The organism is Pseudoalteromonas sp. A41-2 (assembly GCF_015767615.1).
GTDB classification, from domain to species: Bacteria; Pseudomonadota; Gammaproteobacteria; order Enterobacterales; family Alteromonadaceae; genus Pseudoalteromonas; species Pseudoalteromonas lipolytica.
The window spans coordinates 1-26222 of sequence record NZ_CP065231.1; the positions used below are offsets into that span (position 1 = coordinate 1).

At 42.3% G+C, this 26222-nt stretch carries 20 protein-coding genes and 3 pseudogenes; 16 read left to right on the forward strand and 7 right to left on the reverse strand.

The genetic code is table 11. From position 1 onward, the window contains the following. Nucleotides 1-253: 253 nt before the first annotated feature. The 7 genes and pseudogenes from dnaA to IT970_RS00035 all read left to right on the forward strand — a co-directional run bounded on the left by dnaA (nucleotide 254) and on the right by IT970_RS00035 (nucleotide 9933). Nucleotides 254-1642 carry a chromosomal replication initiator protein DnaA gene (gene dnaA, locus IT970_RS00005; RefSeq protein WP_036973688.1) on the forward strand — a complete coding sequence of 463 codons (1389 nt, stop codon included), beginning with the start codon at nucleotides 254-256 and terminating at the stop codon, nucleotides 1640-1642. 13 nt (nucleotides 1643-1655) lie between these two features. Beyond that, nucleotides 1656-2760, forward strand: a pseudogene (dnaN, locus tag IT970_RS00010) (DNA polymerase III subunit beta). A 6-nt stretch (nucleotides 2761-2766) separates the two neighbouring features. Then, nucleotides 2767-3862 (forward strand): annotated as a pseudogene (gene recF / locus IT970_RS00015) (DNA replication/repair protein RecF). Nucleotides 3863-3874: 12 nt separating this feature from the next. Then, nucleotides 3875-6302, forward strand: a pseudogene (gyrB, locus tag IT970_RS00020) (DNA topoisomerase (ATP-hydrolyzing) subunit B). 142 nt (nucleotides 6303-6444) lie between these two features. Beyond that, nucleotides 6445-7344, forward strand: a complete 900-nt coding sequence (glyQ, locus tag IT970_RS00025; protein ID WP_036973766.1) for a glycine--tRNA ligase subunit alpha — start codon at nucleotides 6445-6447, stop codon at nucleotides 7342-7344. 8 nt (nucleotides 7345-7352) lie between these two features. Continuing rightward, nucleotides 7353-9422, forward strand: coding sequence for a glycine--tRNA ligase subunit beta (gene glyS, locus IT970_RS00030; RefSeq protein ID WP_036973683.1), 2070 nt, complete (start codon nucleotides 7353-7355; stop codon nucleotides 9420-9422). A 61-nt stretch (nucleotides 9423-9483) separates the two neighbouring features. Next, complete coding sequence (locus IT970_RS00035; protein ID WP_036973682.1) at nucleotides 9484-9933, forward strand: hypothetical protein; 450 nt, start codon at nucleotides 9484-9486, stop codon at nucleotides 9931-9933. A 173-nt stretch (nucleotides 9934-10106) separates the two neighbouring features. Here the strand turns inward: IT970_RS00035 and tusA are convergent, their stop codons facing one another. The 3 genes from tusA to fadB all read right to left on the reverse strand — a co-directional run bounded on the left by tusA (nucleotide 10107) and on the right by fadB (nucleotide 13832). Beyond that, on the reverse strand, nucleotides 10107-10346 hold the full coding sequence (gene tusA, locus IT970_RS00040) for a sulfurtransferase TusA (protein ID WP_036973681.1): 240 nt from the start codon (nucleotides 10344-10346) through the stop codon (nucleotides 10107-10109). A gap of 155 nt (nucleotides 10347-10501) precedes the next feature. Next, entirely contained in the window at nucleotides 10502-11668 is a 1167-nt protein-coding gene (gene fadA / locus IT970_RS00045; protein WP_196857485.1) for an acetyl-CoA C-acyltransferase FadA, read from the reverse strand. A 4-nt stretch (nucleotides 11669-11672) separates the two neighbouring features. Further along, the gene (gene fadB / locus IT970_RS00050) at nucleotides 11673-13832 is read right to left on the reverse strand and encodes a fatty acid oxidation complex subunit alpha FadB (RefSeq protein WP_074989747.1); all 2160 of its coding nucleotides are present in this window, start codon (nucleotides 13830-13832) and stop codon (nucleotides 11673-11675) included. 194 nt (nucleotides 13833-14026) lie between these two features. Between fadB and IT970_RS00055 the strand changes: the two genes are divergently transcribed. The 9 genes from IT970_RS00055 to IT970_RS00095 all read left to right on the forward strand — a co-directional run bounded on the left by IT970_RS00055 (nucleotide 14027) and on the right by IT970_RS00095 (nucleotide 21870). Then, nucleotides 14027-15913, forward strand: coding sequence for a transglycosylase SLT domain-containing protein (locus tag IT970_RS00055; RefSeq protein WP_036973677.1), 1887 nt, complete (start codon nucleotides 14027-14029; stop codon nucleotides 15911-15913). A 98-nt stretch (nucleotides 15914-16011) separates the two neighbouring features. Beyond that, nucleotides 16012-17334 (forward strand): Xaa-Pro dipeptidase, encoded by a 1323-nt coding sequence (pepQ, locus tag IT970_RS00060; RefSeq protein ID WP_196857486.1) that lies wholly within the window; start codon nucleotides 16012-16014, stop codon nucleotides 17332-17334. A gap of 57 nt (nucleotides 17335-17391) precedes the next feature. Beyond that, nucleotides 17392-18009 (forward strand): YigZ family protein, encoded by a 618-nt coding sequence (locus IT970_RS00065; protein ID WP_036973675.1) that lies wholly within the window; start codon nucleotides 17392-17394, stop codon nucleotides 18007-18009. 97 nt (nucleotides 18010-18106) lie between these two features. Next, nucleotides 18107-19558, forward strand: a complete 1452-nt coding sequence (locus IT970_RS00070; protein WP_036973674.1) for a TrkH family potassium uptake protein — start codon at nucleotides 18107-18109, stop codon at nucleotides 19556-19558. 37 nt (nucleotides 19559-19595) lie between these two features. Next, a complete protein-coding gene (locus IT970_RS00075) occupies nucleotides 19596-20258 on the forward strand; it encodes a flagellar brake domain-containing protein (RefSeq protein ID WP_036973673.1) in 663 nt (220 codons plus the stop codon). Between the two features lie 470 nt (nucleotides 20259-20728). Continuing rightward, nucleotides 20729-20941: an EF-hand domain-containing protein gene (locus tag IT970_RS00080; RefSeq protein WP_196857487.1), complete on the forward strand. Its 213-nt coding sequence runs from the start codon at nucleotides 20729-20731 to the stop codon at nucleotides 20939-20941. A 64-nt stretch (nucleotides 20942-21005) separates the two neighbouring features. After that, the gene (locus tag IT970_RS00085) at nucleotides 21006-21218 is read left to right on the forward strand and encodes a calmodulin (RefSeq protein WP_036973671.1); all 213 of its coding nucleotides are present in this window, start codon (nucleotides 21006-21008) and stop codon (nucleotides 21216-21218) included. A 146-nt stretch (nucleotides 21219-21364) separates the two neighbouring features. Then, the gene (locus IT970_RS00090; protein WP_036973670.1) at nucleotides 21365-21580 is read left to right on the forward strand and encodes a calmodulin; all 216 of its coding nucleotides are present in this window, start codon (nucleotides 21365-21367) and stop codon (nucleotides 21578-21580) included. A 71-nt stretch (nucleotides 21581-21651) separates the two neighbouring features. Then, complete coding sequence (locus IT970_RS00095) at nucleotides 21652-21870, forward strand: EF-hand domain-containing protein (protein ID WP_036973668.1); 219 nt, start codon at nucleotides 21652-21654, stop codon at nucleotides 21868-21870. 90 nt (nucleotides 21871-21960) lie between these two features. Here the strand turns inward: IT970_RS00095 and trkA are convergent, their stop codons facing one another. Genes trkA through def form a run of 4 tightly spaced genes read right to left on the reverse strand, consistent with a single transcriptional unit; the run spans nucleotide 21961 to nucleotide 26112 of the window. Then, nucleotides 21961-23337, reverse strand: a complete 1377-nt coding sequence (gene trkA, locus IT970_RS00100) for a Trk system potassium transporter TrkA (protein WP_036973666.1) — start codon at nucleotides 23335-23337, stop codon at nucleotides 21961-21963. 9 nt (nucleotides 23338-23346) lie between these two features. After that, complete coding sequence (gene rsmB / locus IT970_RS00105) at nucleotides 23347-24636, reverse strand: 16S rRNA (cytosine(967)-C(5))-methyltransferase RsmB (protein WP_196857488.1); 1290 nt, start codon at nucleotides 24634-24636, stop codon at nucleotides 23347-23349. Further along, a complete protein-coding gene (fmt, locus tag IT970_RS00110; RefSeq protein WP_196857489.1) occupies nucleotides 24629-25582 on the reverse strand; it encodes a methionyl-tRNA formyltransferase in 954 nt (317 codons plus the stop codon). Before fmt ends, rsmB begins: the two co-directional genes overlap by 8 nt. A 23-nt stretch (nucleotides 25583-25605) precedes the next feature. After that, on the reverse strand, nucleotides 25606-26112 hold the full coding sequence (def, locus tag IT970_RS00115; RefSeq protein ID WP_196857490.1) for a peptide deformylase: 507 nt from the start codon (nucleotides 26110-26112) through the stop codon (nucleotides 25606-25608). Between the last annotated feature and the right edge of the window lie 110 nt (nucleotides 26113-26222).

Here is a 26222-nt window from a genome sequence, read left to right on the forward strand (position 1 = left end):
TCGCGATCTAGCTGCGAATTTGCTATGATCACTATTCGGATGTAAAAAATAAACCCTATAAAAATCATGTGGTTGTCTTTTTATGAAGACGAGATCATATTTTTCAGAAAAATCAATCTTGTACTTGTGGATAAAGTGCCTTCATAATACTCGGTCTAGGCCAAGAAAATTGGTCAAAGATTAGTAATAAATGTATGATTTTCCATCATTAAAGATGAACGGGAATAATAATTAAATCTCTGGGAGTTTAATAGTGTATCTGTCGGTTTGGCAAAGTTGTTTATATGTATTGCAAGATGAACTGCCGTCACAGCAGTTCAGTATGTGGGTAAGACCACTACAAGCAGAAAGTACCGAAGATACGTTAACTATATATGCGCCGAATCGTTTTGTTCTTGATTGGGTGAGAGAAAAGTATTTAAACCGTATAAATGAACTGCTCGTTGAAATTTGTGGTGATGAAGCGCCCGAGTTACGTTTTGACGTAGGCAGTAAACCTATTTTAAATGCGCAAGCCGCCGTGCCAGCTGCGAGTGCTCCTGTTAGTGCTCAACACACATCTGAGAAACAACAGCCTAAACCTGAAAAAGCGAATGTAGAACCTGCACCAAAATCGGGTTATAAATCAAACATTAAAGAAAATTATACGTTTGATAGTTTTGTTGAAGGTAAATCAAACCAGCTAGCAAAAGCAGCCGCAACTCAAGTTGCAGACAACCCAGGGTCTGCCTTTAATCCCGTGTTTATTTATGGCGGTACAGGTTTAGGTAAAACGCATTTATTGCATGCTGTAGGCAATGGCATCATGGCGAATAAACCGGATGCAAAAATTGTTTATATGCATTCCGAGCGTTTTGTCCAAGACATGGTTAAAGCACTTCAAAATAACGCAATAGAAGAGTTTAAACGTTATTACCGAAGCGTTGATGCATTGATGATTGATGACATCCAATTTTTCGCTAATAAAGAACGTTCTCAAGAAGAATTTTTCCATACCTTCAATGCATTACTTGAAGGAAATCAACAGATTATATTAACTTCAGACCGCTATCCAAAAGAGATAGAAGGGGTTGAAGATCGCCTTAAGTCTCGCTTTGGATGGGGGTTAACGATTGCCATTGAGCCTCCTGAGCTTGAGACGCGCGTTGCTATTTTGATGAAAAAAGCGCAGCAGAGTAAAATTAATTTACCGCATGAAGTGGCCTTTTTTATTGCCAAGAAACTACGTTCAAATGTGCGTGAGTTAGAAGGGGCATTAAACCGTGTGATTGCAAATGCGAACTTTACCGGTCGTCCAATATCAATCGATTTTGTAAAAGAAGCGTTGCGCGACTTACTCGCATTGCAAGATAAGCTCGTAACCATCGATAACATTCAGCGCACAGTCGCAGAGTATTACCGTATTCGTGTTTCAGACCTATTATCTAAGCGCCGCAGTCGTTCTGTAGCACGACCGCGCCAGGTTGCTATGGCTTTATCTAAAGAGCTCACTAATCACAGTTTACCTGAGATTGGTGATGCGTTTGGCGGGCGTGACCATACAACGGTACTGCATGCCTGTCGTAAAGTTAAATCACTGCGTGATGAAAGTCACGAGGTGAAAGAAGATTATCAAAACTTAATAAGAACCTTGTCATCTTAAGGCTGACTTTATTATGCAAATAACAATATCAAGAGAGCAATTTTTAAAACCTTTAGTTCAAGTGTCGGGTGCGATTGAACGCAAGCACACCTTACCGATTTTATCGAACGTACTGTTAGTTGTAGAAAATGGACAACTATCAATGACGGGTACCGATCTTGAAATTGAGTTAGTAGCAAGCGTATTTGTAGGTGAAGACACCGCAGATACAAAATTAACCTTGCCAGCTAAAAAGTTACTCGATATTTGTAAAAGTTTACCCGATGGCTCTGAGCTTACTTTAAGTAGCCAAGATCATCAGTTATTACTAACCAGTGGTAAAAGTCGCTTTTCATTGACCACATTAGCTGCAGAAGATTTTCCGAATCTTGAACAATGGGATGGCGAAGTTGAGTTTCAGTTAACTCGAGTAGAGTTACGTAAACTACTTGAAAGTACTCATTTTTCAATGGCGAACCAAGACGTACGCTATTATTTAAATGGTATGTCGTTTGAAGTCGACAATGCCGACATTAAAACAGTGGCAACAGACGGTCACCGTTTAGCGATTGCACAAAAGCAGTTAGCTCAGTCGCTTAATACACAGCGTCAGCTTATTATTCCACGCAAGGGTGTGCAAGAAATCATGCGTTTAATGGTGGCTGATGATGAGTTAGTAACAATTCAATTTGGCGCTAATCATATTCGTATTATTGATACCGAGTTTACGTTTACAAGTAAATTGGTAGATGGTCGTTTTCCTGATTACCGCCGAGTATTACCACGTGGTGGCGATAAAGTTATTACTGCCAATAGAGAATGGTTACGCAGCGCATTTCAACGTGTGTCTATTTTTATCGAATGAGAAATTTCGTGGTGTGCGTTTAAATCTTTCTGAAGGCTTGTTGAAAATAACTGCCAATAACCCTGAGCAAGAGCAAGCAGAAGAAGTGGTTGAGGTTATGTATCAAGGTGGTGAGCTGGAAATTGGTTTTAATGTTTCGTATGTACTCGATGTTTTGAATACATTAAAAACAGAAGATGTCACTTTTACCCTTGCAGATTCAAACAGTAGCGCGCTAATAGAAGGTGCTGGTGACGAAGAAGCGATGTATGTTGTTATGCCGATGCGCTTATAACCTTTTATGAGTTTAAGTCATTTAAGCCTCAAATAATTTTCGTAATATTGAGGCGCTGACACTTGAGCCGATAAATGGAATTAATATTATTTATGGCGAAAATGGCAGCGGAAAAACCAGCCTTTTAGAGGCTATTTATTTCCTTTCACATGGTAAATCATTTCGAACCGCCAAGCATAAAAGTATCATTCAGCATCAGCAAGACAAGTTTGTTATTCATGGTCGTAAGGCATTACATGACTTGTCGATTCCGGTTGGTATAAGTAAAAACCAAGCGGGTGAAACATCATTAAAGATCCAGGGTAAAACGAGTCGAAAGATCTCAGAGTTGGCGCAGCTAATTCCTGTGCAAGTGATTACACCTGAAAGCTATTCTTTATTTTTCGGTGGACCAAAAGAGCGTAGAAAATTTTTAGATTTAGGATTGTTCCACGTGGAACATGACTTTTTTTATTTATGGCAATCATTCAATAAAGTATTAAAACAACGTAATGCATTGCTGAAGAGTAAACCTAGGAATTATTTCGAGCAGATCAAGTTTTGGGACAAAGAATTTGTTAGACTAGCAGAACAAATAAATAATTTAAGAATCGCGTATATAAGTAGGTTTAAGCAGCAATTTTTTGATAAAATGTGTGCAGAATTAACGCTTATACGCGATTTAGAAATTAGCTTTAACGCGGGGTGGAAAGAGAGCGAATCGCTCTCAGAGGCTCTTGAACAGAGCTTTGAACGTGATGCCAAACAGGGTTTCACAAGCAAAGGCCCGCATAAAGCTGATTTTAGTTTTAGCGTTTCTGGTAATAGTGTGGAAAATACATTTTCACGCGGTCAATTGAAGCTCTTGCTTTATGCGTTGAAAGTAACGCAAAATAGCTTAATTGAATCAGAAACTGATAAGCAATCTATATTGCTAATAGATGACTTACCTTCGGAGTTAGGTGAAGATACAAAGGAAAAAGTGGGTCAGCTTTTATCGCATTGCGATTCACAACTTTTTATCTCATCTATTTTATCTGAAAGTATTTCTGCTGTGGTGGAACCCATGCAACGAGAACTAAAAATGTTCCACGTGAAACATGGCAACCTAATAACAAGATAAGTGGGATTAACCATGTCTGAGAATTACGATTCGTCGAGTATTAAAGTACTTAAAGGATTAGACGCAGTAAGAAAGCGTCCTGGAATGTATATAGGGGACACCGATGACGGTACAGGCTTACACCATATGGTGTTTGAGGTTGTTGATAACTCTATCGATGAAGCCTTAGCTGGTCATTGTGATGATATTTATGTAACGATTCACTTAGACGGTTCAGTCTCTGTAAGAGATAACGGTCGTGGTATTCCTACTTCAATCCATGAAGAAGAAGGTGTATCAGCTGCTGAAGTTATCATGACGGTACTTCATGCTGGTGGTAAATTTGATGATAACTCTTATAAAGTATCGGGCGGTTTACACGGTGTAGGTGTTTCTGTTGTAAATGCTTTATCGGAAAAGCTAAAGTTAACTATCCGTCGCGAAGGTAAACTTCATCAACAAACGTATACAATGGGTGTGCCAGATGCACCATTAGCTGTTATTGGTGACGCGACTGATACAGGCACTGAATTACGTTTTTTGGCCAAGCGGTGAAACATTCACTGACCTAAACTTCCACTACGATATTTTAGCGAAGCGTTTACGTGAGCTGTCTTTCTTGAACTCGGGCGTAAGTATTATTCTTACCGATGAGCGTGAAGAAGCGAAAAAAGACCATTTTAAATACGAAGGGGGTATTCAAGCCTTTGTTGAGTATTTAAATCGCAATAAAACACCTGTCCATAAAAGTGTTTTCCACTTTACGCATGAGCGTGAAGAAGACGGCATAAATGTTGAAGTGTCTATGCAATGGAACGATGGTTTCCAAGAGAGCATCTACTGTTTCACAAATAACATTCCACAACGTGATGGTGGTACGCACTTAGCTGGCTTTAGAGCTGCACTTACGCGTACACTAAACAATTACATGGAAAAAGAAGGCTTTAATAAAAAAGCTAAAACAACAAGCAACGCCACGGGTGATGATGCTCGTGAAGGTTTAACAGCCGTTGTGAGTGTTAAAGTTCCTGATCCAAAGTTCTCATCACAAACGAAAGATAAATTAGTATCAAGCGAAGTTAAATCTGCTGTAGAACAAGCCATGGCAGAAAAACTAACAGAGTTTTTATTAGAAAACCCTGTTGATGCTAAAACTGTTGTTGGCAAAATTATTGATGCAGCACGAGCGCGTGAAGCCGCGCGTAAAGCACGTGAAATGACTCGTCGTAAAGGCGCTATGGATTTAGCTGGTTTACCGGGTAAGTTAGCAGACTGCCAAGAAAAAGATCCTGCACTTTCTGAATTATACATAGTGGAGGGTGACTCTGCGGGTGGTTCAGCTAAGCAGGGTCGTAATCGTAAAAACCAAGCAATCTTGCCATTGAAAGGTAAAATATTAAACGTTGAAAAAGCACGTTTTGATAAAATGCTTTCTTCGCAAGAAGTTGCGACTCTTATTACCGCATTAGGATGTGGTATTGGCCGTGATGAATACAATCCAGAAAAACTGCGCTACCACCGTATCATTATCATGACCGATGCGGACGTGGATGGTTCTCACATTCGTACACTATTACTTACTTTCTTCTACCGTCAAATGCCAGAGATTGTAGAACGTGGTTATATTTATATTGCACAACCACCACTTTATAAAGTGAAAAAAGGTAAGCAAGAGCGTTATATAAAAGATGATCCAGCACTTGTTGATTACTTAACATCATTGGCGTTAAATAACGCTGCGCTATACACAAGTGAGGGTGCAACCGCACTCGAAGGTGAAGCATTAGAGTCTATTGTTCACGATTATCAAAACACGGTAAAAGTGATTGAGCGCTTAAAACGTAAATACCCGAACACGGTTATGGAACGTTTAATCTATCAAAGTGAGTTAAAAGAAGCTGACCTTGCAGATGAAGCGAAAGTAAAAGAGTGGACTAACGTATTAGTTGACGACTTAATTGCTCGCGATGAAGATGCGACTATTTTCCATGCTGGAACAGAACATGATGCTGAGCGTAATTTATATTACCCTGTAGTGAATATTCGTCAGCACGGCGTAGATAAAGCACACGTATTAAACTACGACTTCATTACTTCACGTGATTATAAGCGTATCGCTGTAACAGGTGTAAACATTGCTAATATCCTTGAAGAAGGCGCCTATATTCAACGTGGAGAAAAAACAATTCCAGTTGATAACTTTGTCGATGCATTAGAGTGGTTAATCAGTGAGTCTAAACGTGGCTTGTATATCCAGCGCTATAAAGGACTGGGCGAGATGAACCCAGATCAGTTATGGGAAACAACCATGGATCCTAGTGCTCGTCGTATGTTGAAAGTAACAATTGAAGATGCCGTTGCTGCTGACCAATTATTCGCAACATTAATGGGCGACCAAGTTGAGCCGCGTCGTGAGTTTATTGAAACGAACGCGCTACGTGTAGTAAACCTAGACGTATAAGCTAAAACACATGATGAAGAAAGGAGCCTATTGGCTCCTTTTTTTATTGCTGAAAAAGCACAAACTGCTTAAAACCTTACTGCACACAAGGTATACTGAGAGCAATTTTCAGACTAAACGCACCAGATACTATAAGCCAAATATGCAAAAATATGACGTTAAAACCTTTCAAGGTTTGATCCTGGCTTTACAGGACTATTGGGCACAGCAAGGCTGTGTGATTGCTCAACCACTCGATATGGAAGTGGGAGCAGGGACATTTCATCCGTTAACTTTCTTAAAGTCTATTGGCCCAGAGCCAATGTCGAGCGCGTATGTTCAACCATGCCGTCGCCCAACTGATGGTCGTTATGGTGAGAACCCAAACCGCTTACAACATTACTACCAATTCCAAGTGGTATTAAAGCCATCACCAGAAAACATTCAAGAGCTCTACTTAGGCTCGTTAGCTGCTGTGGGAATTGATACGCTAACTGATGAAGTGCGCTTCGTAGAAGACAACTGGGAATCACCTACACTGGGTGCATGGGGTCTTGGTTGGGAAATCTGGTTAAACGGCATGGAAGTGACTCAGTTCACTTATTTCCAACAAGTAGGTGGCCTTGAGTGTTCTCCAGTAACAGGTGAAATTACTTATGGTCTTGAGCGTTTAGCGATGTATATTCAGGGCGTAGATAGTATCTATGACCTAGTATGGGCAGATGGTCCAATGGGCCGTGTTACATACGGTGATGTATTCCATCAAAATGAAGTTGAGCAATCAGCGTATAACTTCGAACAAGCTGACGTTGCATTCTTATTCTCTCAATTTGATCACTGCGAAAAAGAAAGTCAAAAGCTAATTGAAGCTGGCTTACCGCTACCTGCTTACGAGCAAGTAATGAAAGCGTCACACGCGTTTAACTTATTAGATGCGCGCCACGCTATCTCAGTAACCGAACGTCAACGTTATATCTTACGTGTACGTGCTTTATCTAAAGCGTGCGCACAGAGTTACTATGATGCACGTGAAGCACTTGGTTTCCCGCTTTGTAAGGATTAAGAATTAGCATGTCAGCAGAAAATTTATTAGTAGAAATTGGCACTGAAGAATTGCCACCAAAAGCACTTCGTAAACTTGCTGAGTCGTTTGCTGAAAACTTAACAGCAGAGCTTGCAAGTTTAGAGCTAGCCCATCAAGGCGTAAATTGGTATGCCTCACCGCGCCGTTTAGGTTTACGCGTTACAGCACTTGAAGCAAAACAAAGTGACAAGGTTGTAGAAAAACGTGGTCCTGCTGTTGCGGCAGCATTTGATGCCGATGGCAACCCAACCAAAGCAGCAATGGGTTGGGCACGTGGTTGTGGTATTGATGTAAGCGACGCCGAAACCATTGAAACAGACAAAGGGGCATGGCTACTTCATAAAGCACACGTTGAAGGCCAAGCAACCACCGCGTTAATGAGTGATGCGGTAAACAAAGCGCTTGCTAAATTACCGATCCCGAAACCAATGCGTTGGGGCGCGAATAAAACGCAATTTATTCGCCCTGTACATACGGCAACGATTTTATTTGGTAATACACTAATCGAAGGTGAAATCCTTGGTAAGCAAGTAGGTAACCAACTACAAGGTCACCGATTCCACCACCCAGAAAAGGTCACTATCAATCACGCTGACGAAGTATTTGATGTACTAAAATCTGCGTATGTCGTGGCTGACTTCGAAGCGCGTAAAGCACAAATTCGTGAACAAATTGAAGCTGCAGCGGCTGCTGTCAACGCAAAAGTTGCGATGGATGAAGACTTGCTTGAAGAAGTAACGTCACTTGTTGAATGGCCAGTAACGCTAACAGCAACCTTCGAAGAAGCCTTTTTAGATGTACCCGCTGAAGCGCTTATCTACACCATGAAGGATGATCAAAAATACTTCCCACTGCTAGATCAAGAAGGCAACTTACTTAACAAGTTCCTGTTTGTTTCTAATATTGAAAGTAAAGATCCAAGTGTGGTTATTGCCGGTAACGAAAAGGTGGTTCGTCCACGTTTAGCCGATGCACAGTTCTTTTTTGAAACCGATAAAAAGAAAACACTTGAGAGCCGTTTAGAATCATTAGACACGGTATTATTCCAAAAGCAACTTGGTACACTTAAAGACAAGTCAGAGCGTATTAGTGAACTTGCTGGTTACATTGCTGAGCAGTTAGGTGCTGATGCAGAACTTGCAAAACGTGCTGGTCTTTTAAGTAAAACAGATTTAATGACTGAAATGGTCATGGAGTTTACTGACGTACAAGGTGTAATGGGTATGCATTACGCACGTCACGATGGTGAGGCCGAAGAAGTTGCACTGGCGCAAAATGAGCAATATATGCCACGTTTTGCAGGCGACAACCTACCAACGAATGTGATTAGTTGTGCTGTTGCTATTGCTGATAAATTCGACACGCTAGTGGGTATTTTTGGCATTGGCCAAGCACCGAAAGGTGACAAAGACCCATTTGCACTTCGCCGTGCAGCCATTGGTGCATTGCGTATCATGGTTGAAAAGTCACTACCACTGGACATTCTAGACCTTGTTGCTAAATCACAAAGCTTGTTTGGTGAAAAGCTAACAAACCTAAATGTTTCAACGGATGTGTTTGAGTTTATGCTAGGTCGCTTCCGTGCATGGTATCAAGATGAAGGGATTGAGGTTGATGTTATTCAAGCTGTACTCGCGCGTCGTCCAACTAAACCGGTTGACTTCGATCGTCGTGTTAAAGCCGTTAGTCACTTCCGTACATTAGACGCAGCAGAAGCGCTTGCAGCCGCAAATAAACGTGTTAGTAATATCTTGGCTAAAAACGATATTACAACGCAAGGTGATGTAAATGAGAGCCTATTAAGTGATGACGCAGAAAAAGTACTCGCGTCTCATGTTGCTAAGTTCTCTGTGGAGCTTGCACCACTTTATGCTAACGGCGATTATCAAGAAGCGTTATCACAACTAGCGGGTATCCGTGAGAGTGTCGATAACTTCTTTGATAATGTCATGGTAATGGCCGATGACGACGCGGTTAAGCAAAACCGTTTAGCATTATTAAGCCAGTTAAGCCGCCTGTTTTTAGATATTGCTGATATTTCTGTGTTGCAGAAGTAAGTAATACACACGTTAATAAAAGCCAGCTCAGTGCTGGCTTTTTTGTAAAAGAGGAACAGTTATGAAACGTATACTAACTTTAGCTTTGGCTGGTTTATTAACGGCATGTTCTAGCCAAATTCAAATGCCGAATATCGATGATATTCTGCCCAGTAAAGACTTAGACCGTACCATGTATTTACGGGGTGACTTTACCTTGTGGGATGCAGAACCTCAGTACCAATTTTACCAAGTTGCTCCGGGGATTTTTCAAACGGATGTGAAGTTTTCTACACCTGGCAAAGTGTATGAGTTTAAAGTCGCCGATGCTGATTTCAGCCAAGGCTATAACTGTGGTTTCAGTGATACCGACCCAGCAGGTCAAGCACTCATTTTAGGTGAGGCTGCAAGCGCCGATTGCAACACAATCTATAACTACTTCAGCTTTAAACCTGCGGCAAAAGGGGTTTATGTAGTGAGTTTTGATTACCGCAATAGCAATCAACCAAAAGTAACAGTCACGAAAAAATAACGCTAAGTGTTGAGTGACGCTAAGTGTTGAGTGACGCTAAGTGTTGAGTGACGCTAAGTGTTGAGTGGGCGATTGATTATTTACATCAAAGTTGACAAAGCCCACTCTGATTTTATTTTTTAGCTCGTAGCTCGTAGCTCGTAGCTCGTAGCTCGTAGCTCGTAGCTCGTAGCCTACAATCCTTTCTTCACCAAGTATCGATACGGTGCTTGCTCTACCTCTTTCGCCACGAGTGTGTGATCCATAAAGGTACAAAAGCTGGGAATGTCGCGGGTGGTTGATGGGTCATCAGCGATGATAAGTAAAGTCTCGCCATCTTTCATTTTGCGCACAGCACCACGCACCATCATCACCGGTTCTGGACAACGAAGGCCAAGTGCATCTAATTGGTGATCGGGATTATCAAAGCTCATGGCAGACCTATAAAATGAAAGTAACGAATAGTAAGGGGCTATTTTAGCTTTCAATCACTACTGGTTTCAATAACCGAATTCAAAGCAAATAAAAAAGGTGTACTGAGCGTGTCAGTACACCTTTTTATCACCAAGATGTTCGGCTAATGAGCGTGTTATTCAACGCGCTCAAATACAGTTGCAATACCTTGGCCTAGACCAATACACATGGTTGCTAAACCGTATTTTGCATTCTTGTCTTCCATTAGGTGAACAAGCGTTGTGCTGATACGAGAGCCTGAACAACCAAGTGGGTGACCAAGCGCGATTGCACCACCATTAAGGTTCACTTTTTCATCTACTACATCCATCAGACCGAGGTCTTTTAATACCGGTAGTGATTGTGCTGCAAACGCTTCGTTAAGCTCAGCAACATCGATATCATCAATTGTGATACCCGCTTGTTTAAGCGCTTTTTGTGATGCTGGAACTGGGCCGTAACCCATAATAGAAGGATCGCAACCTGCAACCGCCATTGATTTAATGCGCGCACGAATAGGTAAACCAAGTTCTTTGGCTTTTTCTTCGCTCATTACCAGCATGGCTGATGCACCGTCAGACAGTGCAGATGAAGTACCTGCTGTTACGCTACCTGATGCAGGGTTGAACACAGGACGAAGCTGAGATAAACCTTCAACAGTTGTCTCTGGGCGAATTACTTCATCGTCTTCAACAAGAATTAATGAACCGTCTGCGTCGTGACCTTCCATCGGTAGGATCTCGCGACGGAAACGACCTTCAACAGTCGCAGCGTGTGCGCGTTGGTGTGAGCGGAAAGCAAACTCATCTTGCTGCTGACGGCTAATGCCGTGAAGCGTTGCAAGGTACTCAGCTGTTAAGCCCATAACACCTGCAGCTTGTGCAACAGACGTTGACAAACCAGGGTGGAAATCATTACCGTGAGTCATCGGTACATGACCCATATGCTCAACACCCCCGATGATATAAGTATCACCCGCACCCGTCATAATAGCGCGTGCCGCATCGTGCAATGCTTGCATTGATGAGCCACATAAACGGTTAACCGTTACTGCAGGTACTGAGTGTGGAATACCGGCTAATAATGCTGCGTTACGGGCAATGTTAAAACCTTGCTCGAGAGTTTGCTGCACACAACCCCAGTAAATATCATCAATCGATGCTGGGTCTACGGCTGGGTTGCGCTCTAACAAACCTTTCATTAAGTGAGCACTTAAATCTTCCGCACGTTTATGTTTGAATACGCCGTTTTTTGAACGGCCCATTGGTGTGCGGATACAATCTACGATTACTGGATTATTCATGTTCTTATCCTTCCACCTTATAGAATACACGGCCTTCTTCGGCCCATTTGCGAGTTTCATCTGATACTTGGTAAATCGCACCTAGGTGAGCATATTTGTCTGCTGTTGCAACAAAGTTTGCTAAACCAGTTTGATCTAAGTAACGGAATGCACCGCCTCTAAATGGAGGGAAACCAATACCGTAAATGAGCGCCATATCTGCTTCTTGCGGCGACGCTACAATACCTTCTTGAAGACAAAGTAGTACTTCGTTGATCATCGGTACCATGCAACGGTCAATGATTTCTTGCTTGTCGAAGTCTTTAGGTGCATCGGTAATAGCACTTAAAAGTTCAACCGCTTTTGCATCGTGTGCCTTTTTCAAGCGACCACGGCGGTCTGGTGCATATTGGTAAAAACCAGCCCCATTTTTCTGACCAAAACGTTTTTCATTAGCAAATACAGAAACGGGATCTTTCTCTTGGCGAGCCATTCGCTCAGGGAAACCATCAGCCATAACGCCTGTACAGTGGTAAGCCGTATCAATACCCACAACATCAAGCAGATATGCAGGACCCATTGGCCAGCCAAACACGTTTTCCATTACTTTATCTACTTTGGCGAAATCAGCGCCTTCAACAACAAGTTTGCTGAAGCCTGCAAAGTAAGGGAACAATACGCGGTTAACAAAGAAACCTGGGCAGTCGTTTACAACAATAGGTGATTTACCTAGTTTTAAGGCGTAATCAACCACTGCATTGATTGTTGCTTCTGATGTCTTTTCACCACGGATGATTTCGACAAGTGGCATTTTTGGCACTGGGTTAAAGAAGTGCATGCCACAGAAGTTTTCTGGTTTTTCAAGCGCTGAGGCTAACTCATCTATACGAATAGTTGATGTGTTTGACGTTAAAATAGTGCCCTCTGGTAGGTCTTTTTCAAGGCCCGATAAAACAGCTTGTTTTACCTTAGGGTTTTCAACAACGGCTTCAACTACAATATCAACACCTTGAAGGTCAGCATCGTTTAGCGTCGGTTTGATTTTACCTAACGTGGCAACCATCTTGTCCATTGCCATGTGGCCACGTTGTACTTTTTTGCCAAGTAATTTAGAGGCTTCGCCCATACCTAAATCAAGCGCATCTTGATTAATGTCTTTCATGACAATCGGCGTGCCTTTATAAGCAGACTGGTATGCAATACCGCCACCCATAATACCTGCGCCTAATACAGCCGCTTGTTTAATTTTAAGCTCGCTGTTTTTGGCTTGTTTCTTCGCTTTACCTTTGATGTATTGGTCGGCTAAGAAAATACCTGTTTGTGCAGCAGCTTCGCTCGTTGCGGCAAGTTTGGCAAAGTTCGTGTTCTCAATTGCCATCGCTTCGGCACGTTCACAGTTTGCCGCTGCTTTAATGGTTTTTACAGCCATAACAGGTGCTGGGTAGTGACCTTTAGTCTGACCCATTACCATGCCTTCGGCCATTGCAAAGCTCATACCTTGCTCAACACGGTTCATTTTCAGTGGTTGTAATTTTACTTGTCGTTTTGCTTGCCAATCTAGCTTGCCAGAAATAGCTTGCTCAAGTGTTGCAATACTTGACTCTAAAAGTTTGTTAGTACTAACTACCGCATCAAATGCACCTACTTTGAGTGCATCATTCGCGCGGTTTTCTTTGCCTGTTGTGATCCATGTCATCGCATTATCAGCGCCAATCAGGCGTGGAAGACGAACAGTGCCACCAAAACCAGGCATAATGCCTAATTTTACTTCAGGAAGGCCAATTTTAGCCTCAGTGCTAGCAACACGGTAATCGGTAGCAAGTGCCCACTCACACCCGCCGCCAAGCGCCATGCCATTTACAGCACTTAACGTTGGGAAAGGTAAATCTTCAATTGCGTCAAAAACGTCTGTTGCATTTTTGATCCATGCAACCAATTCTTCTTGAGGTTTAGTGAAAGTCGGTAAAAATTCGAAGATGTCGGCGCCGATAATAAAGTGATCTTTATCGCTGGTGAACACCATGCCTTTGATATCTGAGTTTGCTGCTAATTCTTTTAATGCCGAAGCGCAATCTTGCAAGGTTTGCTGAGAAAGTTTGTTTACTGAGCCATCAGCACAGAACTTAAACTCGGCGATGTTGTCCTTGATGAAAGCAACTTCAAATGAATCGCTTTTATATAACATTATTATTCTCCCTAGTTTATTAACTAAGACTGGTACGATGAGTTTGCATTTCAATCAGTGTGCTTGCTTTAAAATAAAAATGCAACGAAAAATTTACTGCGCTTTATCGCGATTGGTTAAAATATAGCTGGTTTGCTGCTAAGGTGTAGGGGAAGTTTTTATTATTAATTCTTTAATTTTTGTTAAAGGCCATCATGAAAAAACAATTTCTTGGTTGGACGGCTGCCGCATTACTTTTTCCTTTTTTTGCAGCTGGTGCCAACGATAAACATGACGCTTTTTTAAAAGCTGAAAAAAAGGCGCGGTACGGTAACTATGAAGACATGAAAAAGGTGACAGGGGAGCTTGATCATCCCTTAAAACCTTATGTCGAAAAAGCCTATTGGCAGCGTAACCCAAGTCTGCAACACCAAACTGAAATCGAAAACTATTTAAACGTCTATCAAAATACGCCACTTGAATGGCCTGTTCGAAAAGCGTGGCTTGAATACCTAAAGAAGCAGAATAAAAAAGCGGCGTATATTCGTAATTATCGTGAAACCAGCAATAATGAGCTGACGTGTCCCTATTTAAGCTTTCAATTAGATTTAGGGGCACCTGAAAATGCCATCATGAATCAAGTAAGCGACTTATGGGTGGTCGGTAAATCGCAACCTAAAGAGTGCGATAGCTTATTTTCGCAGTGGAAGAAAAAGGGGTACCAAACTCCTGATCGCGTATGGCAACGAGTCACACTGGCCGCAGAAGGCGGTACGTCGAGTTTATTGCCTTATTTAAAAACCTTATTACCCGAACATGAGCAATATTTAGCTGACTTATATTTAAAAGTTCGCAAAGACCCGAGCGCGTCTGCTGGACTTTACCGCTATAAGAAAAAATCAGCCAAAGAAGGGCAAATTGCGTTGTATGGCGTAAGACGTTTGGTGTGGCGCGACAAAGAACTCGCGCTTAGAGCGTGGGAAAAGATTGAAAAAATGTTCTCCTACACTGACGAGCAAAAGGCTGATGTGTATTACAATTTTGCACTATCTTTAGCATCTAGTGGTCACAAAGAAGCTCGCTTTTGGCTAAATAAGGTGCCGAAAGACCGCCAAACTAGCAAGCTTATGCAGTGGCAATTAGCAAACATGCTTGAGCTACAAGATTGGTCTGGCATTGTGGCTTTTTTTACCGGCAAAGAAAATTTAACGCTAGGGCAGCAATACTGGTTAGCTTATAGCTTGAATCAGCGTGGTGAAGTAGAGCGCGCGCGACAAATTTGGCAAACGGTGGCCAAAGAGCGTGATTACTATGGTTTTCTTGCGTCTGCGCGATTAGGTATACCTGTTAGTTTAAATAATAAAGAGCTGAATATTAGCGATAAACTCAAGCTTGAGGTTGCGAATGCGCCAGGCTTTAAGCGTGCCCGTGCTTTGTATGAATTAGATCGTTTTACTGCAGCTCGTCGCGAATGGAATTATTTAACCGATACCTCAACCAAAGAAGAAAAACTGGCTGCATCAATGCTTGCAGCAGATCTTGATTGGTACGACAGCACTATTTATACCTTGGCACAAATTAAAGAGTGGGATTACGTTGATTTACGTTTTCCGTTCGCGTTTCGGAACTTGTTCGAAAACTACAGTAACCGCAGTCATATCGATGTTGCATGGAGTATTGCCATTTCTCGTCGTGAAAGCTCGTTTGCGCCAGATGCTCGTTCACATGCGAATGCTCATGGCTTAATGCAGTTATTACCTAGCACAGCCAAATATATGAATAAAAGCACGGTGTCACGTAGTGTACTTTATCAGCCTCGTACTAATATTCGTCTTGGTAGTGAATACCTGAAGTATTTGAAGAAGAAAAATCATGGTAATGAAATTTTAGCGACGGCCTCTTACAATGCTGGCTATCATCGCATTAAGCGCTGGCTACCAGAGCAAGCAATGCCTGCTGAGTTGTGGATTGAACTGATCCCCTTCACTGAAACACGTAACTACGTTAAAAATGTGTTCGCTTACAGGCAGGTATATCACACCCGCCTTGGTCGAGATGGTAATGTACTTGCGCCCATTCTCGATATGAAAATGGGTGGCTAAATTAAAATACAAACGAGGCTCATATCCCCCTCAGTTGGGGGTTATGGCCGACTATGATAGACTGCAAGTAAGTTAAATTTACTAGAGATGGGTTTACTATGGATAAATTAGCGGTGTTATATGCCGAACATATTGCAACCTTGCAACAGCGTACTCGTACTATTACTGAACGTGAGGGTTTAGAAGGGCTCGTAATTCACTCAGGCCAAGCTAAGCGTCAGTTCTTAGATGACATGTATTATCCGTTTAAAGTGAATCCGCAATTTAAAGCTTGGTTACCTGTTATTGATAATCCGCATTGTTGGATTGTCGTCGACGGTGCATCTAAGCCGAAGCTAATTTTTTATCGTCCAGTGGATTTTTGGCATAAAGTGCCTGATGAGCCGCGTGATTTTTGGGCTGAGTATTTTGATATTGAGCTTTTAGTACAACCTGATCAGGTTGAAAAACTACTCCCTTATGATAAAGCAAATTATGCATATATCGGTGAGTACTTAGAGGTCGCACAAGCGCTGGGTTTCAGCATTATGAATCCTGAGCCAGTGATGAACTACTTACATTTCCATCGAGCTTATAAAACGCAGTACGAACTTGAGTGTCTTCGCCAAGCGAACCGTATCGCTGTAGAGGGTCATAAAGCGGCGCGTGATACGTTCTTTAATGGTGGTTCTGAGTTTGATATTCAGCACGCTTATCTAATGGCTACACGCCAAAGTGAAAACGAGATGCCTTACGGAAATATCGTTGCACTGAATGAAAATTGCGCCATTTTACATTACACGCATTTCGAGCCAACTGCGCCTCATACACATCACTCATTTTTAATTGATGCAGGTGCAAACTTTAACGGTTATGCTGCGGATATTACTCGTACCTATGATTTTAAAAAGTCAGGTGAGTTTAGCGATCTCATTCAGGTTATGACTGAGCATCAAATTGCCTTAGGTAAGGCATTGAAACCCGGTCTCTTATACGGCGAGTTACATTTAGAGTGTCACCAACGTGTCGCGCAAGTACTGAGTGATTTTAATATTGTAAAATTACCAGCCGCTGACATTGTTGAACGCGGTATTACTTCAACGTTTTTCCCTCATGGATTGGGTCATCACCTTGGCTTACAAGTTCATGATATGGGTGGTTTTATGGCTGACGAATCAGGGACGCACCAAGCTCCGCCTGAAGGTCATCCATTCCTTCGTTGCACACGTTTAATTGAGAAGAACCAAGTATTTACGATTGAGCCTGGTTTATACTTCATCGATTCATTATTGGGCGACCTTGCTCAAACCGATAATAAACAGTTTATTAACTGGGAAAAAGTTGAAGAGTTAAAGCCATTTGGCGGTATCCGAATTGAAGATAATATTATCGTTCATGAAGACAGTCTCGAAAATATGACCCGTGATCTACACTTAGATTAACGGCGAGCAAAATAGAGTATAGGGGCCACATGGCCCCATTTTTTTAGATAAAACAATATGCCTGAATATCAATACCCGGCCGAACCGGTTTTTTATCAAGAAGAAATAAAGAAAAGTACATTTATAGTGCACATAGCGCATACTCCAGACCTCGCGTGTGCAAAAGCGTTTATTAAAGAAATACAAGATAAATACAGTGACGCGCGTCATAACTGCTGGGCACATGTTGCAGGAAACCCTGGCGGGAGTCATGTTTATGGCTTTTCGGATGATGGTGAGCCCAATGGTACGGCGGGCAAACCCATGCTTAATGTGCTGACAGGTTCAGGTATCGGTGAAATTACTGCGGTAGTAACACGCTACTTTGGGGGAATTAAGCTTGGTACGGGGGGACTTGTGCGTGCATATGGTGGCAGTTTAAATAACGCTATGCGCGAGCTAAAAACTGTGACTAAAGTACCGAGTGTTGAACTTATAGGGCAAAGTGACTATAGCGCACAAGGTGCAATCGAGCAGTTATTAAAAAGCCAATATCAGGTGTTAAAAATAGACAAGCAATTTGCCGAGAACATTACTTGGCACATTACCATTGATAGCCGCCAAGCAGAGCAGGCAATCACCGATGTACACGAACTTACTCATGGCGCCGTTGAGCTAAAAATGGGAAAAGGATGAGTAAGGAAAATAAATACATAGCGTTTACTTACAATTAAGCCTGTAAGACAATAAACTGTATTAGCTAAATCATTTAATAAGAAAGCGATACGCCTAGATGCAATTTCGTACCATAATAAAAATTCTCGGCCAGCTGGTGGCGTTATTTAGTATCACGATGGTCCCACCGGCACTGGTGTCTTTAATTTATAAAGACGGTGGGGGTGTGCCGTTCGTTCTTGCGTTTATTTTTAGCGTTGTTATTGGTTTAGCTGCATATTACCCAAACCGTCATGAGCATGGTGATTTAAAAGCCCGCGAAGGCTTTTTAATTGTGGTGTTGTTCTGGCTGGTACTTGGCAGCTTTGCTGCTGTGCCTTTAGTGTTCTTACAGGAACCAAACCTATCTCTCGCTGACTCGGTATTTGAGGCCTTCTCGGGGCTGACTACCACAGGAGCAACCGTTTTAACGGGGATTGAATACTTACCCAAATCAGTGCTTTTTTATCGTCAGCAACTGCAGTGGCTAGGTGGTATGGGGATCATTGTATTGGCCGTCGCTGTATTACCGATGCTAGGTGTTGGTGGTATGCAGTTATACCGTGCTGAAACTCCAGGGCCTGTTAAAGACTCGAAAATGACCCCGCGGATTGCCGATACCGCCAAACACCTTTGGTACATTTATGTGTCGCTGACCATCGCATGTACGCTTGCCTATTGGGGAGCGGGTATGGATTGGTTTGATGCGATTTGTCATGCTTTCTCAACCATCGCAATTGGGGGATTCTCTACATACGATGCGTCTATGGGGCAATTTGACAGCCCATTAATAAACTTTATTTGTGTGGTGTTTTTGCTGATTGCGGCGATTAACTTTTCGTTGCACTACGCTGCGGTCTCCTCGCGCAGTATTCGTGTTTACTTGCGCGACCCTGAATTTAAAGTGTTTTTACTTATTCAGTTAGCGCTAGTGATTATTTGTTTTACGGTACTCTCTTCTAATAATATTTATGCAGATGGTGATGAAACGCTCGATCAAGCAATGTTTCAAGCTGTCTCAATGAGTACTACCGCGGGCTTTGCGACAGATAATTTTTCTGCTTGGCCATTGTTCTTACCTATCTTACTTATTTTTTCGAGCTTTATCGGCGGCTGTGCGGGCTCGACGGGCGGCGGTATGAAAGTTGTAAGGGTTTTCCTTCTGTACTTGCAAGGGATACGTGAATTAAACCGCTTAGTTCACCCGCGGGCTATATACTCTATAAAGCTCGGTCGTAAAGCGCTCCCCGATAAAGTGGTCGAAGCCGTTTGGGGGTTCTTTTCTGCTTATGCACTGGTTTTTGTTATTATCATGCTGGCCTTAATGGGCACAGGCATGGACAATATAAGTGCTTTTTCAGCGACGGCGGCGTGTTTAAACAACTTAGGCCCAGGTTTGGGTGAAGTCGCGGCGCATTATGGCGCGATATCTGATACGGCAAAGTGGTTGTTAACAATCGCGATGGTGTTTGGTCGTCTTGAAATATTCACTTTATTAGTTTTATTTACCCCAACATTCTGGCGCGGTTAAGGTTTTATTTGGTTATTTTTCAAGGAGTAGAGAAACAATGCCAAAAACGCAGCAGCAACTTAATTTAGAAAAACTAACCTATATACCCGCAGGGAGTGTGGTCGATGTTGAAATAATAACTGCGACAGAAAGTAAGCGTGTCAAAATTGAATTTATTGGCTTACTTAACGAGCAGTACATCATACTTAACTATCCCCCTGTAAAACGTTTGCCGAATGCGGGTGACTTTATCAAAGAGGGGGTTATGGTGATTGTTCGGGCTGTTTTAGAAAGCGGGGGTGGGCAGGTTATTGCATTTCGTCAGCAGATAAAAGCCGTTGCTTCACACCCTTGTCGATTGATATTTTTACATTTTCCCCAACAAGTACAACTCTTTAGCTTGCGCAGCGAAGCGCGGATCCCCACTTTGTTTCCCGCCAAGCTTGTTATAGATGAACAAGTATATGAAGGCGTAATTAAAGACATTTCACTTGCCGGTGTGCAATTTGAGATTAACAGCGAGGCCGACCTTAGTCATTTGAAAGCACAAGCGTGTCAGGTGGTGCTCAGTAAACGTGAATTTACAGGCAAGGTATGCAGAGTCCGCAAACGAGAGTCGGGCTATCAGTTTGGTGTGCAGCTCAATACCAGTGAAAATGAAATGAACGTCTTTATGAAAGAGCACCTCATAGACCTTTCGGTATTAGAGATAACGAGTTAACGAGCATTGATTCGCCATTTTGCAACAAAATGACTGTTTTTCACTTTTTCTCTAAAAATTAATCAAAAATAATCGATATAAATATATAAAACCCATTTAAATCAGATGATTAAGCGTTAAAAATATTTTTATTTTTTTTGAGGCGTGTTGCCATTCATCTACGGTTTAGCCCCCACACGCAATATTTTCTCTGTTTTAGTGACAAAAAACGGCAGATGTCTCTGTTTTTGCTTTTTTAACTTATTGATTAATAGATAAAAAATTTTCTCACCTCATTGCTTGTTGCTAAAAAGCAACAAAATAACAGCCAGTTTTCCCCTAATTTACTAAAAAACAAACTTAACCTCATGATTTATAGCGTTTTTTAAACTTTGGCATTGAAGTTGAAATAGTTAAAGCGAACACAGAGAAAGTTGATTTAGGAATTAGTCCTCTATCGCAGTTTAGACAACATTGAAGGAATAGTGATTATGAAAACGTTACACAAAACATGTGCAATTATTGCCCTTGTCGCTTCATCAACTGCATTTGCAGCGGTGGATTTTGAAACGCTAGATGTCGATGGCGATGGAGCAATCAGTAAAAGCGAAGCATCTGTAAGCTCACCGTTAATGAGCCAGTTTAAAGAGCTTGATACCGACGGTAATGGCGAACTATCAAAAGAAGAGTTCGCGAAAGCATAATTTCAGTGTAAGGACACATTGAAAAGGACTTCTTACTTAAAGCTACTATTTGAAGGATTACATTATGAACACAGTAAATAAAACATTAGCCCTTGTGGCACTTATCTCTTCATCAGCCGCATTTGCGATGAGCGATTTCGAAACGCTAGACGTTGATGGCAATGGCGTTATTAGCCAAAGCGAAGCATCCGTCGATGCAGAGCTAATGAGTAAGTTTAGCGAATTAGACACTGACGGTAACGGTGAGTTATCAAAACAAGAATTTTCAAAAGCTTAATGAAATTAAGCAAGCCAAGTTATCTAGCTGATTAGTTCTGAGCTGCCAAAGACAGCCTAAATGGATAAGGGAATCCATGACAAAGAACAACCAGGAGCGTGTGATCAGCTAACACTTTTTTAGTTAAATATTGAAGGAATATGATTATGAAGACAGTAAATAAAACACTAGCCCTAATTGCACTTGCATCTTCTTCAGCTGTTTTTGCTGCCACTGACTTTGATACATTGGATGTAGATGGCGATGGCGTGATAAGCAAAAGTGAAGCATCAGTCGACGCAAAAATCATGTCACAATTTAAAACACTGGATGTCGATGGTGATGGCGTACTGACTGAAACAGAATTTTCAGCGGCCGAGTAACAAAGCCAATTTCCACTAAACAGGGATCTCAGAAACGGACTTCACTCTTTTCAAATTTTGAGGCAGTTATTATGAAACACATCAACACAACATTGGCTATTTTAGCATTAGCAACGTCATCAGCAGCGTTTGCTCAAGGCGTCAGTTTTTCTACATTTGATACCAACGGCGATGGCGTGATCAGCAAAGAAGAAGCATCTGTAAATATGCAGCTTGAAAAACTATTTCCTGAGCTTGATAGCGATGGTAACGGAGAGCTTTCAAAAGAAGAGTTCGCACAGATTCAATAGGTTCGTAACCAGAGACTCTGGTTAACTACTTTCACTTCAAGAGTCGTAAAGCAGCCGTCATGGCTGCTTTTTTATTTTCATGTTTTTGGTCTATAAGAAAATAGCGCTAACTTGGAACAGCTTTTCAACAACCGTGATGTGTTTCTTGTCGATTAGGAACATGATCACATGGTCACCCGACTGAATCACCGTATCATCATGAGCAATGAGTACATCGTCATTACGCACAATTGCACCAATAGTGGTGCCTGCGGGTAGCTTGATATCGGCAATCGCGCGGCCAACAACTTTCGATGTATGTTCATCGCCATGGGCTACGGCTTCAATTGCTTCAGCCGCGCCTTTACGTAATGAATAAACGTTAACGATATCACCGCGGCGAACATGCGTTAACAGAGCTGAGATAGTCGCTTGTTGTGGTGAAATGGCAATATCTATTTCACCGCCTTGAACGAGGTCAACATAGGCGCCGCGTTGGATCAGCACCATGGTTTTTTGTGCGCCCATGCGTTTAGCAAGCATGGCCGACATAATGTTTGCTTCGTCGTCGTTTGTAACAGCAATGAACACATCAACTTGTTCAATGTGCTCTTCTGAGAGCAGTTCTTGATCAGAGGCATCACCACAGAACACAACGGTATTGTCGAGTAACTCAGAGAGCTGTGCCGCACGTTCTTTATTACGCTCAAGAAGTTTAACACTGTGATTTTTTTCTAGTGAGCGCGCCAAACCTGCACCAATATTACCCCCACCTGCAATCATGATTTTCTTGTATGAGCGTTCAAGTTTTTGCAGCTCATTCATGACCGCTCGAATGTGTTTTGTTGCGGCGATAAAGAACACTTCATCGTCAGCCTCAATCACGGTTGTGCCGAGTGGTTTAATTGCTTTACCTTGTCGGTAAATTGCTGCTACACGGGTTTCTACATTGGGAATATGTTCTTTCAATGCCGACAGCGCATACCCAACTAATAAGCCACCATAGTAAGCTTTTACTGCAACCAGTGATAACATACCATCAGCGAACTGCAGCACTTGTAAAGCACCCGGATAGTCTATTAATCGACGAATATACTTAGTCACTAAGGCTTCTGGAGCAATGTAGTGATCAACCGGTAAGTCGTCATTATGGAACAGCTTTTCGCGGTACTTTAAGTATTGCTCTGAGCGAATACGCGCAATTTTGGTGGGCGTATTAAAAATACTGTAGGCGACTTGGCAGGCAACCATGTTCACTTCATCAGAACTGGTTACCGCAATAATCATATCGGCGTCTTCTGCGCCTGCGCGACGCAGTACATCTGGGTGAGCACTGTGACCAGTAACCCCCTGTAGATCGTACTTATCTTGCAGCTCGCGTAAGCGGTTACCGTCGATATCAACCACTGTGATCTCGTTTTGCTCACCAACGAGGTTTTCTGCTAATGTGCCGCCGACTTGTCCGGCACCGAGTATGATTATTTTCATGGTGTATTCTTATGAATGTTTTTTAACTAGCTTTGCATAGTAGAAACCATCGCTCTCACCCGGTAGCAATTGCAAGCCAGGTAACGTTGGAGTATCGTTTTCATGCAGTGGTATATGCTCTGCATTGCTGTTGTTAGCAAGAAACGTGGCAACTTGTTGCTGATTTTCTTGTGGTAACACTGAGCAGGTTGCATACACTAACGTACCACCCGGTTTAAGCAGAGGCCAGATACTGTTGAGAATATCACCTTGTAAGTGTGCAAGGTCTTCAATATCTGACGCTCTACGCAACCATTTAATATCAGGGTGGCGACGAATAACACCGGTGGCAGAACAAGGCACATCAAGTAAAATTCGATCGAACTGCTTTTCGTCCCACCAAATATGCGGCTGTGATGCATCGGCACACTGCAAATCAGCGGCAAGGCCAATACGTACTAAATTTTGTTTTACACGCTCTAAGCGTTCACTGTCGCTATCTAGTGCTAATACATCGGCATCAGCAAGCTCCAAAATATGGCAGGTTTTACCGCCTGGCGCTGCACAGGCATCAAGAATCAGCTCATCATCTTGTGGATCTAAAAAACGTGCTGCTAACTGCGCCGCCGCATCTTGGACAGAGCATGCACCTGTTTCAAACTCAGGTAAAGAAAATACATCGCATGGCTTGGCAAGTTTAATACCATCTGGAAAATCAGCATTGAGGCTGTGTTCAATGTCATTTGCTTTGAGCATGTCGCTGTATTCTTGCGTGCTATATTGTGCTTGATTTACACGTAACCACATTGGAGCTTGTTGTTGGTTTGCTTCAAGAATATCTTGCCAGTTATCAGGGTAGGCTGCCGTAATGTGCTTAATAAACCACCCAGGGTGGTTGTATTGGCAAACAGGGATTTGCTTGGCTTTTTCTTCAAGCTCGGCTTGTTCACGTTGGAAACTTCGTAAAATAGCGTTAATTAAGCCTTTTAAACCTAGCGCACGCATTTGTTGTAATGCATTAACGGTTTCACTGATAGCAGCATGCGGTGGAACACGCATATGCTGAAGTTGGTAAATGCCCACATACAACAAGAACTGGAAAATACGGCGCTTGCCTTTTAGCGGTTGATCTAAAAGTTGCTGACAGTAATTTTCGAGGCTAGGTAAATAACGCAGCACACCGTAGCAAATTTGTTGTAGTAAGGCTTTATCTTTTGGCGATAAACCTTGGCTTGCAAAGGGCAATTCTTGGTTTAACGATGCACCTTTATCAACCACGTTATACAGAGTTTCAGCAGCAAGTGCTCTAACATTACTCATTGTTTTGCCCTAATACTGAGCCAGGTTCAACCCAGTCGCTGCGGCCATTTAAAAAATCGCTCACTGCCATTGGTTTTTTGCCTTGCGGTTGAAGTAGGGTGATCTTAAGAGCATCTTGACCGCAGGCAACGGTAATACCTTGCTTATCAGCGGCGATAATTTTACCTGCTTTAGCGGTGTGAGAGACGATTTCAGCCTGCCAAATCTTTACCGTTTGACCTGCCATTTGGGTAAAGCAAACAGGCCATGGATTAAAGGCGCGAATATTACGCTCAATTTGTGCTGCGTCCTGGGTCCAATCAATGTTTGCTTCGTCTTTAGAGAGCTTTTTCGCATAATTGGCAAGATTGTCATCTTGTTTTTCAGGTACTATCTCACCGGCAGCAAGGCGGTTTATCGTACTAATGAGCGCCTCAGGTCCAAGTGCCGCAAGCTTGTCGTAAAGTGAACTGCTGGTTTCTGCGCTATCGATTGGACAGCGACTAATATGGAGCATATCGCCGGTATCTAAGCCTTCATCCATCTGCATTATGGTTACGCCAGTTTCACTGTCGCCAGCCCAAATTGCACGTTGAATCGGTGCTGCACCGCGCCAACGCGGTAAAATCGAACCATGAACATTTAAGCAACCAAGGCGAGGTGTCTCTAAAACTGCTTTAGGTAGCAATAAGCCATACGCGACCACAATCATGATGTCGGCGTTAAGGGTTTGTAGCTCAGCGAGCGCCTCATCTGACTTAAGAGACTCAGGTTGAAAAACGGGTAAATTATGAGCAACAGCCAGCTCTTTTACTTCGCTTGCTTTTAGTTTTTTACCGCGACCCGCAGGGCGGTCTGGTTGGCTGTACACGCCAACAATGTCATGCTCTGAATCAATCAGTGCTTGTAAATGGCGCGCAGCAAAGTCTGGCGTACCAGCAAAAATAATGCGTAATGGTTGTGTCACAGAAATTCCTATCGATAAACTTATTATTTAGCAGCGAGCTTTGCTTCTTTTTCAAGCTTTTTACGGATACGTTGGCGCTTTAATGGTGATAAATAATCAATAAACAGGGTGCCTTTAAGATGATCAAGCTCATGCTGAATACAAATAGCCAGTAATTCATCAGCATCTAAACTGAATGTTTCGCCATGTTCGTTAAGCGCTTTAACAGTGACTGTTTCTGCACGGTCAACTTTCGCATATGAATAAGGAACAGATAAACAACCTTCTTCGCTCACTGTTGAGCCATCTTTTTGAGTTATTTCTGGATTAATTAATACCAGTGGTTGGTCACGTTCTTCAGAGACATCGATGACCACGATTCGCTGGTGGATATCTACTTGCGTAGCTGCTAAGCCGATACCGTTTTCGTCATACATCGTTTCAAGCATATCTTTGACGATTTGACGAACTTCGTCGTTTACTTCTGGTACTTCTTTCGCGATTGTACGTAAACGCTCATCCGGAAATCTTAAAACTTCTAACCTAGCCATAGTTACCTTTTACACTTGTGATTCATTTAGGGTATTGTATGCTCTTATTTTAGCCATTCGTGTTCACCTTTAACAGGTTTTGGTTGATAATAATCTAAAAACAACACAAG